Origin of the sequence: Pontibacter sp. FD36, assembly GCF_015686655.1 — a bacterium.
Taxonomy (GTDB): Bacteria; Bacteroidota; Bacteroidia; order Cytophagales; family Hymenobacteraceae; genus Pontibacter.
In genome coordinates, this window is record NZ_JADPMP010000010.1 from 118,503 (window position 1) to 131,980 (window position 13,478).

Sequence of the window (13,478 nt, forward strand, 5' to 3'; positions counted from 1 at the left end):
ATTACCCACTCATCTCGCCGGCACCATTTCTCCCTTAATTCAAGATATGCTTGTATATTTGTATACCCCTGAGCATTGGGGCACGTTTATACCTGTACAGTACACCATAAAGAAGATAGACTATGTTTGATATGATGGGCATGATGGGCAAGATGAAAGAAGTCCAGGCCAAAATGAAAGAAGCGCAGGACAACCTGCAGCACATTACCGTTACCGCCGAGTCGGGCGCGGGCCTCGTGAAAGCGACCGTGAATGGCCAGCGCAAGCTCCTCAAGATTGAAATTGACGATTCCATCCTGAACACGAACGACCGCGACATGGTGAACGACCTGGTGGTAGCTGCCGTGAACAACGCCATGCTGACTGCGGGCGAACGCGCAGCTGAAGAAATGAAAAAGAGCACTGAAGGCCTTTTACCTAACATCCCCGGTTTAGATCTAGGAAACTTTGGACTCTAATCCCTGCCTCACGGCGATTGTAATACTTAACTGGAATGGACTCCGCTATCTGCAGGAGTTTTTGCCCTCGGTAGTGGCCAACAGCTCTGGCTGCGAAGTTATTGTGGCCGACAATGCCTCTACCGATGGCTCTATTTCTTTCTTACAGGAGCACTTCCCGCAAGTGCGCATCATCCACAACGACGACAACTACGGTTTTTGCGAGGGGTATAACATCGCCCTGCGCCAGATCGATGCCAAGTACTATGTGCTGCTGAACTCTGATGTGGACGTGCCGCCGGGCTGGACAGAACCGATCATCCAATTAATGGAAGCCGACGAGAACATCGCCGTCTGCCAGCCCAAGATCGTTTCGCAGCAACACCCTGATTTTTTTGAGTACGCAGGTGCTGGCGGCGGTATGCTGGATACCCTGGGCTATCCTTTTTGCCGTGGGCGCCTTTTTGAAACGCTGGAAGAAGACCGCGGGCAGTACAATGATGTAGCAGAGGTATTCTGGGCAACAGGTGCCTGTATGTTCGTGCGAGCCAATGTATACCACGGTCTGGGGGGATTAGAGCCTGCTTTTTTTGCGCACATGGAGGAGATAGATTTTTGCTGGCGCGCCAAGAACGTGGGTTATAAGGTCATGTATAACGGCAACAGCCAGGTATACCACGTGGGAGGCGGTACACTGCACAAGTCTAATCCGCGCAAAACTTACCTGAACTTTCGCAATGGCATGGCCTTGCTGTACAAAAACCTGCCTGCCGGGGAGCTGTTTTCAATAGTTGTTATCCGCATCCTGCTGGACTGGGTAGCTGCCCTGCGTATGCTGCTGGCAGGCCAGTCAGCCGACGCCAAAGCAGTGCTCCAGGCACACGCCGACCTGTTGCGCAAAAGCAGTTATTGGCGCCAGCGCAGAAAAGAACAGCAGCTGAAAGGTACTTTTCCGGCTATGACAGGCGTTTACAGAGGAAGTATTGTGTGGCAATACTTTGTGCGCCAGCGACGCACAGTGCGGGATTTATAGATCCCAAACAGTGCTGCGTTCGCGGCGCAGGTGCTTGCTTACGTTCATCCAGAAGGCCATAATGAAATAGAGAATGATTGGCGAGCCCAGTGTGAAAAACGAAATGTAGATAAAGGACAGGCGAATGCTGCTAGAGGCTATGCCAAGCTTCTCACCCAACATGGCGCAGACACCAAAAGCCTGAGATTCGATAAAATATTGTAGCCTTTTCACTTTCGTTTGATTTAATTTTAAAAGTAGGAATTATACAGGTCACTGTCAAAAAAAATCGACAAACCCCATAAATACAACGCTATAACGCAGGTCGCTACCTATATCTTACGTTGTATACCTGATTCGGATATGAAACACAACAAAAAAAACGCTGCTTTGTTCCTGCCCCTGGCTGTTGTTATGCTCACGGCCAACACAGGCTGCACCCTGCAGCGCATGGTAAAACAAGCCCAAAAGCAGGAAATTGAAGTCACCCCGAATCCACTCGTCGCCAACGGCGAAGAAGTGGTGTTTGAGCTAAAGGCTACCCTGCCTGAGAAGATGCTGAAGAACAACCAGGACTACCGCTATAAGATAGATGTGGTATACGAAGCCGCCGGCCAGCAGCGGGAACACCTGGGAGCACTTAACTTTGATATCGGCAACTATCTCTACGAAAACCGTCGCCCTACCATCACACAGGAGTTTGCCTTTCCCTACGCTCCGCACAAAAACAAAGGCCGATTACTGGTGCAAGGTACAGCTATCGACAAGCGCAAGCGTGACCGGGTGGCCTATACCCAGGAAGAGCAGGTAGCAACTGGCCTCAACACCACGGCCCTGCTGATGGTGCGCAGCAATGACTATACCTACGTGCCGGATAATTACAAGACCATGGCCGAGGGTCCTGCCAGCATCATGTTTTACTTCGACGAAAACCAATTCGCCACCAAAAACTACCTGGGTGAAAACCTTCCCCTACTGGACCAGTACGCGATGGACACGGTGAAGCAGCAGACCATCAAGGTGATCGGAAGCCAGGCGCCGAACGAAAAAGGCACTGACCTGGCGCAGAAACGCGCCAAAGCGCTTGCCGATTACTACCGCAGCAAGGTAAGTCTGCTGGACTACTCGGGCAAGAAGGTCGAGATCAGCACAGAAATAGAGCCAACCGACTGGGTAACCTTGTTGGAGCGCGTAAACAAGTCGGCTTTGCCGAAAGCCCAGAAGCAGGAGATAACTACAATACTGCAAGGTACTGGCTCCGACAAGCAGAAAGCAGATGCCCTGCAGCAGAGTGCAGCCTTCGACTACATACGCAAGTATGTCTACCCGACCATGCGCTTTGCACGTGTGGAGGTGGACTACAACCGCGCCCGCAAATCTGACTACGAGCTATACCTGCTGGCCCGCCGCATCGCCGACGGGTCTGCCAGCGCTGATGTACTCACGGCCGACGAGTTGCAGTATGCCGCTACCCTGACTCCCCTGCTGGCTGAGCGCCGCAAGCTGTACGAGGCAGCCGTGAAGACCACCGATAAATGGCCTGCCTATTACAACCTGGGCGTGGTGTATACCGAGATGGCCCGCAAAGAGTACCGTACGAAGGCCAGAGAAGCGCTGCTCGATAAGGCCATCCACAACCTGAACTTTGCCGGATTCCGCAATCCAACGGCCGAAGTAAACTACGCTTTGGCCAGCGCCTATCACCTGCGCGGCGAACGTGAGAAGGCCCTGCAGATCTACGATTACGCCATTAGGCTCGGGGGTGAACAGGAACTCCTGCACCGTATCTTTACCGACAAAGCCGCCCTCGAAATGGAAATGGGCCTTTACGATGAAGCCATCCGCAGCCTGACCTATTCCGGCGATGACTACCAGACCAACATGAACCTGGGGCTGAGTTACCTGCTGAAAGAAAACTACGAGGGAGCACGAGACTATTATGAAAAAGCCCTGGAACTAAAGCAGGATGATCCGCTGGCGCATTACTCACTGGCCATCGTGGGTGCTCGTCAGCAGAACGAGGGCATGGTGCGCATCCATTTGCGCCGGGCTATTCAGAAGGACCGCAGCTACATGGAACGCGCATTCGACGATCCGGAATTCGCCGCCTATCACGGCAAACAGGCATTCCGGGAAGCGATGATACGATAAGTTACGCGCTATACATTGCAAATTGACAGACTTATCTTAATTTTACCAACTGAACCGAGATTTTAACATTAATATGCGAAGTATACAGTTTAGAGAAGCCCTTCGTGAAGCCATGTCAGAGGAAATGCGCCGTGACAAGAGCGTGTTCCTGATGGGTGAGGAAGTAGCCGAATACAATGGTGCTTACAAAGTGAGCCAGGGCATGTTGGACGAATTTGGTCCTGAGCGTGTGATTGACACTCCTATTGCCGAACTTGGCTTTGCCGGTATTGGCGTAGGTGCCTCTATGAACGGCCTGCGCCCTATCGTAGAGTTCATGACATTCAACTTCTCACTGGTAGCCATTGACCAGGTGATCAACTCTGCCGCCAAAATGATGTCTATGTCAGGCGGTCAGTACTCCTGCCCGATGGTGTTCCGCGGCCCGACTGGTAGCGCTGGTATGCTGTCTTCACAGCACTCCCAGAACTTTGAAAACTGGTACGCTAACACCCCTGGCTTGAAAGTAGTGGTTCCTTCTAACCCTTACGATGCGAAGGGATTGTTGAAGTCTTCTATCCGCGACAACGATCCGGTGATCTTCATGGAATCGGAGCAGATGTACGGCGACAAAGGCGAGGTGCCTGAAGAAGAATACCTGATCCCGATCGGTGTAGCTGACATTAAGCGTGAAGGCTCTGACGTGACCATTGTATCGTTTGGCAAGATGATGAAAGTAGTTTTGGCTGCCGCTGAAGAATTAGCGAAAGACGGCATCAATGCTGAAGTGATCGACCTGCGCACGGTGCGTCCGATTGATTACAAAACGCTGATCGAGTCTGTGAAGAAAACCAACCGCATGGTGGTAGTAGAAGAAGCATGGCCACTGGCCTCTATTTCTGCTGAGCTGGCTTACCATATTCAGAGCAACGCATTCGATTACATGGATGCCCCTGTGAAGCGTGTGACATGCCGCGACGTGCCACTTCCTTATGCCCCTACTCTGATCGAAGCTTCCCTTCCAAACGTGGAACGTACGATTGAAGCAGTAAAGCAAGTAATGTATAAGAAAGCTTAACTAGCTTACTGACATAAATAAAAACGCCCCCTGGCTTCTGAGTCAGGGGGCGTTTTTATTTGACAGAAACTTTATTCCGGGGAATAGTTGCTTTCAATGTGAAATCACTAGCATGGGAAGCAAAGTAAGCCCTCTAAAAGTCTTCAGGAATTAGGTTAAAAGTGATTGTCTGCTTCGAATGAGCAGATCGGCCCTCCTTCTAATCTAGTATTCTCACAGCAATCGGATTTAGGTGCTCGCCTTCATTCTCGACTTGAACCTCTACTCTACTGCCTTCCTTCAGTTGGTCGAATGTGACTGTTTCACCGTTTCTGGTCAGTCTAGTAGTTTCTCTGAAATAAAGCTCGAGTGTTTGATTATCGTCAGTTTCCACATAGATCTCCGTCCTTTCAGGTTCTACTTTTTTCACACTGCCTTGATACGTGCCAGATGCTACGGAACTGGATTCGCCATGCTGTGATTCCATTTCATTTGAGCCATCATTGGGTGATTCCATGGTGGTTGTGGTGTTATCTTGCGACTCTGTGGTATCGGAACCGCCATCCTGACAACTGAATAGAAATAGTGAAAGTAGCGCAAAGGCTGCGAATACTGATTTAAGGTTTTTCATAGGTTAGATTTTTGAATTTATGCTATAGTTTCTCTTATTCCGTTTACAACTGCCTGTTTTATACGCTTCAGTCAAAAATTGTTTGTCTCCTGCCAGCTGTGTTCGCTTCAGTTCAACCCCGACTTCCGTTTTACCTCCACCTTACCGGTTTCTTCATCCTCCTCCACTTCCTGCTTCTCCACCTTTACGGCGGTGTCAGAGGGTTTTATCCCCTGGTCATGTTCTTCGGAATATACCTGCGTGAATTCCGCGCCCAAAAGAAAGATGATCGAGGTATAGTATACCCAAACCAGAATCAGTACGAGCGAGCCGGCAGCCCCGTAGGTATCGGCCAGCGGGTCATGTTGAAAGTAAATGTTGAGGACGTACTTGCCCAGTGTAAACAGTATAGCTGTGACCACAGCGCCCACCCATACATTCGGCCAGCGAATTTTGGCGTCGGGCAGTACTTTGAAGATAGCTGCAAAAATAACGGTGGCAATGGCAATGGATACCAGTATGTTACCAATCGTAACCAGGTATACCGCTATACCTGACAGCTCCTGCCGCAGGTAATCGTAGACCAGGCCCAGCACCACATCAATCGAGAGCGAGACGAGCAGCAAAAACCCGAAACTGACTACCAGCGCCAGCGACAGGATGCGCCCGAGTACCAGTTTCATAAGGCCTTTCTCTGTCTTTGCTTTCACCTTCCACATGGCATTGAGCGAGTCCTGCAGCGCTACAAACACGGTTGTCGCACTAAAGGCCATGACCAGCACGCCCACAATAGTCCCAATAGTACTTGACTCCGACTGGCTGGCATTTTCGATAATACTCTGGATCTGGGATGCGCTGTTGCGCCCCATAATACCGCCGACCTGGTTCACGACCTCCCCACGCACTGCATCCTGCCCAAAAGCAGCACCTGCAATCCGGATGGTGATGATCAGGACGGCTGGCAGCGAGAAGATGGTATAAAAGCCAATGATCGCGGCGTAATCCAGCGGATTGTCGTCAAAGAACTTCTTAAAAGTTTGCTTGGTGAGTTCCCAGGTTGTTTTAAGCTTTTTCTGCATACCTGCTTTCTGTTTCCCTTAAGTAATCCCATACGGCAAAGCGTACTCCAGGATTTGGGAAAGGCAGGTAGAGCATGGCTAGGCAGGCTGAAGCACGAGTCGGGCCAGGTAGTTGCCATACTCGCCCTCATAAAGCTGCCCGAAGGTATAGCCATGGTCAGTAGCGTAGTCTTCCAGAATAGCAGGATCGATGAAAAGCCACCTGAACTCTCCGGTCTGATGCTCCTTGTAGCGCATATTATACAGCACCTCCCCATAGTAGCCCGCATTCAGATCAAGCAGCACAGAGCCATCCTCCTCTTCAAACATGTAGAGTATGTCTGACGACTCGAGCAGAATCTGCCCACCCGGATTAAGAAGCGTTTTGGCATGCTCCAGGAAGCGCTCCAGCCCCTCCAGATCACCGGCTATACCTATTCCGTTCATCAGCAGCAGCAGCGTGTCGTAGCGCTCGCCACTAAGTTTAAAAATATCCTGCTGCACTACCTGCCGTACACCTTGCGCCTGCATGGCCTGCACCGCTCCGGCTGACAAATCGAGCGCTGTTACATCAACCCCACGCTCTTGCAGCGCCAGGCTGTGGCAACCGGCCCCCGCGCCTACATCCAGTACACGTCCGTGGCAAGCCTCCAGCGCCAGCAGCTCGAGCCTCGGCATCCCATCGGGTGTGCGAAACAGGTAAGCTGCTCTTATCTCGTCATCTTCGGTCAGGTTACTTTCCACCACAATGCTTGCCTCAAGGTTTCCGGCCATAAAGTCCTGTATAGCAGCCCCCACCGGGTCATTTTTCATCTCCATGCTGTCTGATTATTTTTTGCAAAGAAAAGAAATCTCTTTCTTTCTTTTTTTAAAGTTGAACTTATCCAATTATATATTTTACTCCATATTGAATCACCTGCCTAATTATCAGCCATTTAGAGATAAAAAAATAGCATACACCGTTGCATTAATCAGAAATTTATGTAGATTGGCAATCAATAATCGACCTAGACCTGCGTTTACCTATGAACACGACACTATTTAGCCACATTCAATTGATGAATCCCGTGCTTGAAAGCCGATACTTAAAACTGGAAGAGTCGCGCAACCGACTGATCGGCGAGCTTGAGGGCCTGGATGAAGAGCTCTTGAACCGGCCCGCCGCCACTGGTAAGTGGTCCATCAACCAGATTGTAGCTCACCTGATACAGGTAGAGCAACTGACCAATAGCTACATTCAGCGCAAAGTGCAGGAAGAAGAACTGGAGTCTGCCTCACTGGCGCATACACTCCGCTCTCTCTTGCTTCGTGTTGCACTTCATTCGGGCATGAAATTCAAGGCACCTGCCGCAGTCGCGAAAGTACCGGCACACGCAAGCCTGAACTCACTGCGCATCCAGTGGGATGCTGCCCGCTATCAGCTCGAAGACACCCTGACGGAGCTTCCGCGTCCATTGTTGGATAAATGTGTTTTCCGCCATCCGTATGCAGGTATGCTCACGATTACCCAAACACTGGCTTTTCTGCAGGACCACTTCGATCACCATGCCCGGCAAATTTCCCGCCTGCGGCAGCAGTGGCTAAATTAACCAGACCTAAAAATCTCCTAACTCCATCTGCCTGATCACAAGTCCGTGCCCCCCGGCACGCAAGCCTGTGATGTGTCCCTCTCCGTCAAGCTGCAGCATCACTTCGATCTGACTGGGTGACGGGTGGCGCATGTGATAACCCTGGTGTATCAGGAAATTTGGTTTTTGTATCTGCAGATAATCGTGCAGGTAGCAGGCAAGCGGTCCTGCTGCCATACCGGTGGCAGACTCTTCAGGTATACCATAGCTTGGGGCAAACATACGGGTATTTGCGTCAGCAAGCGATGTAGCCGTAGTGAATGTATAGAAGCCTACCAAACCCGCCTTGTCCGAGACTGAGCGAACAAGCTCCTGATCCGGTTGCAGATGATGCAGGGTGCCCTCGTCAGGTATAGGCACCAGCAAAAAAGGAACTCCTGTGCTTGCAATGACGGGTACTGACGGAAAAGCGAAGCCCACCGGAAGCCCAAGCGCTGCGGCGATCAGCTGGGGATTGATAGCTGCAGTTTCAATGGGCGTATACTGCGGCGGCAGTTGCGCCTGGTATACCTTGCCTCCTTCAAAACTGATCTGACGTGGGCCTTCTATAGATTCTTTCACTGCGCTGCCGTTGAGCAGCAGCCCTTTCTTCCACAACAAACTGAAGGCAGCTACAGTCGCATGACCGCAGTGCGGAATCTGCTTTATTGGTGTATAAAACTCGATTTTCACATCCCCTACATTGGAGGCTGATACAAAAGCTGTTTCTGAAAGCCCCAGCATGGCGGCTATCTTCTGGCGTCTTTCATGTGAAAGCTTGTCAGCAAAAAGTACGACACCAGCCGTGTTGCCTCCATTCGGCTGTTCTGTAAAAGCTTTGACAAGGTATAGCTCTGGTGTTAAGTTCTCTAGGTTGGCCATAGGGTGTTTGGGGTTATTAGCGTGTTACTCGTTGGCTGTTTCGCTTTCTTTCAAAGCGACAAATTCCATCTGAAGGGCTTTGATGCGCACTTCTGTTTCATCGGGCAGTTCGTCGAAAGCCTCTTTGCGCTGGTTCAGCTCATCCAGCACGGAGGCCGCCATGTTCCAGTCCTGCTGGTCCCAGGTTTTGTGTCGGGCCCGCACATTGCTCATAAAGTTTTTATAGGCTTCTTCTACATTATCGGCACTCAGGGAGGTACCATTGGCATACTGTCCCAGCAGGTCGCGCTCCCACTTTGTTAGCTGGGCCTGATCAACTGCCAGCTTGTCGCGCTCTCTTTCACGGGCTTTGAAGTCGGCTTTGATCTGCTGATAGTCGGCCTTTAACTTCTCCGAGAAGCTTTCCTGCTTACGATCAAGCTCTTCCGTGCGGCGCTTAAAGTCTTCTTTTGTTCTTTTCCAGTCTTCTTCCGTTCGCTCTTCCAGTTTATTTGTCTGAGTATTCACCCAAGACCGAAACTCGTTCACATCTCCTTCTATCTCCTGTTCGCGTGTGGCGGTGCAGGCACCGAGCATGGCGACAAAAAGTACAAAAGCACCCCACTTCAGCAGAGGGGTCCTAAATGAAGAAAACTGTAAAAAAGGCAAGCAAATATTTTTCATCATCCATTTGTTAATGATTTGATATCAAGTAGTTCCAATTGCCAGTATTTATCTCGAAAATATACTTACGTATTTAGACTGTTCAAAACTAATACCAAATATGGTTCGTATTTAGCAGTAGAAGATATTTATAATACAATTAAAAAACAATATACTAACATAAACAGATACTTAACAATTAAAATACCGGCTGCTTACTTTTAAGTGAAGCAGCAACAGCTAGAATAGCTTGCACTACGAGTATGCGTTGAAAGGCACAAGTGTAGTGTAAGCTATTGCTTTTATATATACTTATCTGATAGAAATTCGGATAAGCTTCTCACAAACAATTCTGGCCACTTCCCCTCAGAAAAACAGGGATTAAAATACGCAGCTCTTTAACCAGACGCTAGTCCGATTACGTATGTTGCAGCGTGAAGCTAATCATATGACACAAGAACAGAAAAACTTTATGCGGGAAGCGATCAGGCTTTCTTTGGAGAAAATGGAAGCGGGTTTTGGCGGTCCTTTCGGGGCTGTCGTCGTGCGTGATGGGGAGATCATTGCCCGTGGGTACAACAATGTGCTGGCCACCAATGACCCGACTGCCCATGCCGAGGTAGATGCTATACGCAAAGCCTGTCAGGCGCTCGGCACTTTTCAACTGACTAATTGCGAGCTGTACACTAGTTGTGAGCCCTGTCCCATGTGCCTGGGCGCCATTTACTGGGCCCGCCCCCGTAAGGTATACTATGCCAACTCCAAAGCCGATGCGGCTGCAGTGGGCTTTGATGATCAGTTCATTTACGACGAAATAGACAAAGATGCGCCAGACCGTTTTATCCCGATGGAACAGATGCTTCGGGAAGAAGCACAGGAGGCATTCAGGCGCTGGGCCGACAAAGAAAACAAGCAGGTATACTGAAACTTCAGACAGATTGCTCCTAAAATAAAACGGGCTGCGCTATTAATAGCGCAGCCCGTTTGCTGTATTTCCAGAATCGATTAGCGACGACCGCCCATCATCTTAGCAAGGTTGGCCATACCGCCTTTGGTACCGGCCATCTTGTTCATGGAGCGCATCATCTTGCGCATGTCGTTGAACTGCTTCATCAGGTTGTTCACCTGCGTAATATCCGTACCTGAACCCTTCGCGATACGGGCACGGCGGCTGCCGCTGATCATGTCCGGGTTCTCACGCTCCTGCGGCGTCATCGATTTGATGATCGCTTCGATCGGCTTAAAGGCTCCTTCATCGATCTCCACATCTTTCAAGGCTTTGCCAACACCCGGGATCATGCCTACGAGATCCTTGATATCACCCATCTTCTTGATCTGCTCGAGTTGGGTCAGGAAGTCATCGAAGTTGAATTGGTTCTTGCGGATCTTCTTGTTGATGCGCTTCGCCTCGTCCTCGTCAAAGGCCTGCTGCGCACGCTCCACGAGGGAGATTACGTCACCCATGCCGAGGATACGCTGGGCCATACGATCCGGGTAGAACAGGTCCAGAGCTTCCATCTTTTCACCCGTTGAGATGAACTTGATCGGCTTCTCTACTACCGCACGAATCGAAAGGGCAGCACCACCGCGGGAGTCACCGTCGAGCTTGGTGAGCACCACGCCGTCGAAGTTGATGCGCTCGTTGAAGGTCTTGGCAGTGTTCACCGCATCCTGTCCCGTCATGGAGTCTACCACGAACAGGGTTTCAGTTGGCTTCACGGCCGCCTTGATCTCAGCTATTTCTTTCATCATCGCCTCGTCCACGGCCAAACGACCGGCGGTGTCAATGATGACTACTTTCTTGTTTGTCTTCTTGGCGTGGGCAACGGCGTTGAGAGCAATCTGAACCGGATTCTTGTTTTCCAGTTCGGTATAAGCCTCTACTCCTACCTGCTCGGCCAGTACCTGCAGCTGGTTGATCGCAGCCGGACGGTATACGTCGCAGGCGGCCACCATTACGCTACGGCCCTGCTTTTTGAGGTAGTTGGCCAGCTTGCCAGTAAAGGTAGTTTTACCAGAACCCTGCAGACCCGCGATCAGGATGATGGCTGGCTCGCCTTTCAGGTTGATGTCCTGCTTCTGGCCACCCATCAGCTCTGTCAGCTCCTCGTACACGATCTTCACCATCAACTGGCCCGGAGACACAGCGATGAGAACGTCGCGGCCCATGGCCTCGTCTTTGATCTTGTCGGTTACTGTTTTGGCTACTTTATAGTTCACGTCGGCGTCCACCAGGGCACGGCGTACCTCTTTGATGGTGGCAGCTACGTTGATTTCTGTGATGCTTCCCTGGCCTTTGAGGGTTTTAAAGGCGCGGTCTAGTTTGTTACTTAAATTATCAAACATCTCTCTAATTCTGGATTTACCTACAAAACTAAGGAATATCAGGAATAGTTGCTATAGTAATGATGAATGGGTAATGATTAATGAGTAATGGTGAATGAATAATGATGAATGATGAGTAATGGTGAATAGATAGGTAAAAGGAAAAATGGGTGCCGAATGGGGTGACGAGCTTAGGGCCGTTGTTTTTTTGCTTAGGCTGTAATCTGTAAGCGAACCTATTTCGTTGATTAGCCGAATACAGCCATATTGAATCATGCTGCATTAATGTTTACATATGGCCACAACTCATTATTCATTCGTCATTAATCATTAAGCATCATTCGTTATCTTTGGGAAAGAAGTTATTCTACTGATCGCTTTGGAAAAAACAGACCAGATCAATTTACTATACATCTCCTACTACTGGCCCCCTTCAGGCGGGCCGGGCGTGCAGCGTGGACTCAAGTTTTGCAAATATCTGCCACAGGCGGGTGTGCGGCCAAGTGTGTTAACCGTAGATGAGCGGCAAGCCTCTTACCCGGTGCTGGATCACACGTTTGCAAGGGAAGTACCCGAAGGTACAGCCGTATATCGCACTGCTACCTCAGAGCCTTTTGAGTATTACAAAAAACTTTCCGGCAAGAAAGAAATACCTTATAGTGGCTTTGCCAACGAAGAAGCTAAAACTGGCTTCCTGGATAAGGTTTTCAAATTTGTGCGCGGTAACCTGTTTATACCGGATGCCCGTGTGGGTTGGAACAAGCATGCCCTCAAAAAGGCCGGCGAGCTGCTGCAGAACGACCAGTTTCAGGCGATCCTGACAACCAGCCCTCCTCATTCCACCCAGTTGATCGGATTGAAGCTGAAAGAAAAATATGGCCTGCCCTGGGTAGCGGACTTACGCGACCCCTGGACGAACATTCACTACTACGACCAGCTTTACCATACCCCAATCGCCAAGCGCATCGATAAGAAATACGAGTTGCAGGTGCTCGAGAAGGCCGATGCTGTGGTTGTGACCAGTGAGGACACGAAACGGCTTTTTCTGAATAAGCCGGTAAATATAAATCCGGATAAGATCCATGTAATCCCGAACGGGTATGATGAGGATGACTTTATATACCCTTCTACGCCGCCTCAGGACGAGTTTCTAATCACCTATACCGGTACGATCACAGAGAACTATAACATTGATGTGTTTCTGAAGGCGCTTGCGCACCTGAGGTCCGTTAACACCGACATTAACTATAAACTGCGTTTTGTGGGTAAAGCGTCGGAGGGTGTGAAGCAGCGTATCCGGAAGGCCGGACTGGAAGGTATAACGGAGTTTGTGCCGCATGTGCCCCACAACGAAGCCATCAAGTACCTGATGGAAAGCACCATGCTGCTGATGGCTATAGCTGATGTGCCTGCTGTGTATTCCAATGTGCCGGGCAAGTTGTTTGAGTACCTGGCGTCGAACAAACCGATCGTTTGCCTCGGTCCTGTGCACTCCGACACCGACCGCATCATTGACGAATGCGGTGCCGGCCGCCTGTTCCACTACACGGCCTACGAGCTAATGCTTGACCACATGATGCTGATGAGCAAAGCCTGGTCCATCAACCCTAACCTTGACCTGCCCTACATCAACCATTCTCAGTTTTCGAGAAGGGCCCTGACGGAGAAGCTGGCCAAGGTGGTAAAACGGTTGGTAGTAATGGCTGCTAAGGTTTAGT

14 protein-coding genes are annotated in these 13,478 nt (G+C 50.2%); 7 read left to right on the plus strand and 7 right to left on the minus strand.

Translation table 11 applies throughout. The annotated features are described in order from the left end of the window. The first annotated feature begins 122 nt into the window (after nucleotides 1-122). Nucleotides 123-458, plus strand: a complete 336-nt coding sequence (locus I0P70_RS15190; protein ID WP_007654970.1) for a YbaB/EbfC family nucleoid-associated protein — start codon at nucleotides 123-125, stop codon at nucleotides 456-458. Next, nucleotides 448-1,470, plus strand: a complete 1,023-nt coding sequence (locus I0P70_RS15195; RefSeq protein WP_196119617.1) for a glycosyltransferase family 2 protein — start codon at nucleotides 448-450, stop codon at nucleotides 1,468-1,470. The genes I0P70_RS15190 and I0P70_RS15195 overlap by 11 nt, the downstream gene beginning before the upstream one ends. Here I0P70_RS15195 and I0P70_RS15200 read toward each other — a convergent pair. Beyond that, nucleotides 1,465-1,683: a PspC domain-containing protein gene (locus I0P70_RS15200; RefSeq protein ID WP_007654962.1), complete on the minus strand. Its 219-nt coding sequence runs from the start codon at nucleotides 1,681-1,683 to the stop codon at nucleotides 1,465-1,467. The genes I0P70_RS15195 and I0P70_RS15200 overlap by 6 nt on opposite strands. A 129-nt stretch (nucleotides 1,684-1,812) precedes the next feature. Here I0P70_RS15200 and I0P70_RS15205 point away from each other — a divergent pair, with 129 nt between their 5' ends. Then, nucleotides 1,813-3,600: a tetratricopeptide repeat protein gene (locus I0P70_RS15205; protein ID WP_196119619.1), complete on the plus strand. Its 1,788-nt coding sequence runs from the start codon at nucleotides 1,813-1,815 to the stop codon at nucleotides 3,598-3,600. A gap of 73 nt (nucleotides 3,601-3,673) precedes the next feature. Continuing rightward, entirely contained in the window at nucleotides 3,674-4,657 is a 984-nt protein-coding gene (locus I0P70_RS15210) for a pyruvate dehydrogenase complex E1 component subunit beta (protein ID WP_196119621.1), read from the plus strand. A gap of 199 nt (nucleotides 4,658-4,856) precedes the next feature. Here I0P70_RS15210 and I0P70_RS15215 read toward each other — a convergent pair whose 3' ends face one another. The 3 genes from I0P70_RS15215 to I0P70_RS15225 all read right to left on the minus strand — a co-directional run bounded on the left by I0P70_RS15215 (nucleotide 4,857) and on the right by I0P70_RS15225 (nucleotide 7,123). Continuing rightward, a complete protein-coding gene (locus I0P70_RS15215; RefSeq protein WP_230392223.1) occupies nucleotides 4,857-5,267 on the minus strand; it encodes a hypothetical protein in 411 nt (136 codons plus the stop codon). A 107-nt stretch (nucleotides 5,268-5,374) separates the two neighbouring features. Then, on the minus strand, nucleotides 5,375-6,325 hold the full coding sequence (locus tag I0P70_RS15220; RefSeq protein ID WP_196119623.1) for a YihY/virulence factor BrkB family protein: 951 nt from the start codon (nucleotides 6,323-6,325) through the stop codon (nucleotides 5,375-5,377). Between the two features lie 78 nt (nucleotides 6,326-6,403). Continuing rightward, complete coding sequence (locus tag I0P70_RS15225) at nucleotides 6,404-7,123, minus strand: bifunctional 2-polyprenyl-6-hydroxyphenol methylase/3-demethylubiquinol 3-O-methyltransferase UbiG (RefSeq protein ID WP_230392224.1); 720 nt, start codon at nucleotides 7,121-7,123, stop codon at nucleotides 6,404-6,406. 206 nt (nucleotides 7,124-7,329) lie between these two features. On the opposite strand from I0P70_RS15225, the gene I0P70_RS15230 reads away from it, so the two are divergent. After that, on the plus strand, nucleotides 7,330-7,893 hold the full coding sequence (locus tag I0P70_RS15230) for a DinB family protein (protein ID WP_230392225.1): 564 nt from the start codon (nucleotides 7,330-7,332) through the stop codon (nucleotides 7,891-7,893). Between the two features lie 6 nt (nucleotides 7,894-7,899). Here I0P70_RS15230 and I0P70_RS15235 read toward each other — a convergent pair whose 3' ends face one another. Both I0P70_RS15235 and I0P70_RS15240 read right to left on the minus strand, forming a co-directional pair. Beyond that, complete coding sequence (locus I0P70_RS15235) at nucleotides 7,900-8,793, minus strand: PhzF family phenazine biosynthesis protein (protein WP_196119625.1); 894 nt, start codon at nucleotides 8,791-8,793, stop codon at nucleotides 7,900-7,902. Between the two features lie 24 nt (nucleotides 8,794-8,817). Continuing rightward, nucleotides 8,818-9,441, minus strand: coding sequence for a hypothetical protein (locus tag I0P70_RS15240; RefSeq protein WP_230392226.1), 624 nt, complete (start codon nucleotides 9,439-9,441; stop codon nucleotides 8,818-8,820). Nucleotides 9,442-9,883: 442 nt separating this feature from the next. Here I0P70_RS15240 and I0P70_RS15245 point away from each other — a divergent pair, with 442 nt between their 5' ends. Further along, the gene (locus I0P70_RS15245; protein WP_196119627.1) at nucleotides 9,884-10,360 is read left to right on the plus strand and encodes a nucleoside deaminase; all 477 of its coding nucleotides are present in this window, start codon (nucleotides 9,884-9,886) and stop codon (nucleotides 10,358-10,360) included. 80 nt (nucleotides 10,361-10,440) lie between these two features. Here I0P70_RS15245 and ffh read toward each other — a convergent pair whose 3' ends face one another. After that, complete coding sequence (ffh, locus tag I0P70_RS15250) at nucleotides 10,441-11,781, minus strand: signal recognition particle protein (protein ID WP_196119629.1); 1,341 nt, start codon at nucleotides 11,779-11,781, stop codon at nucleotides 10,441-10,443. Nucleotides 11,782-12,139: 358 nt separating this feature from the next. Between ffh and I0P70_RS15255 the strand changes: the two genes are divergently transcribed. Beyond that, nucleotides 12,140-13,477, plus strand: coding sequence for a glycosyltransferase family 4 protein (locus tag I0P70_RS15255; RefSeq protein WP_196119631.1), 1,338 nt, complete (start codon nucleotides 12,140-12,142; stop codon nucleotides 13,475-13,477). Nucleotide 13,478 lies beyond the last annotated feature (1 nt).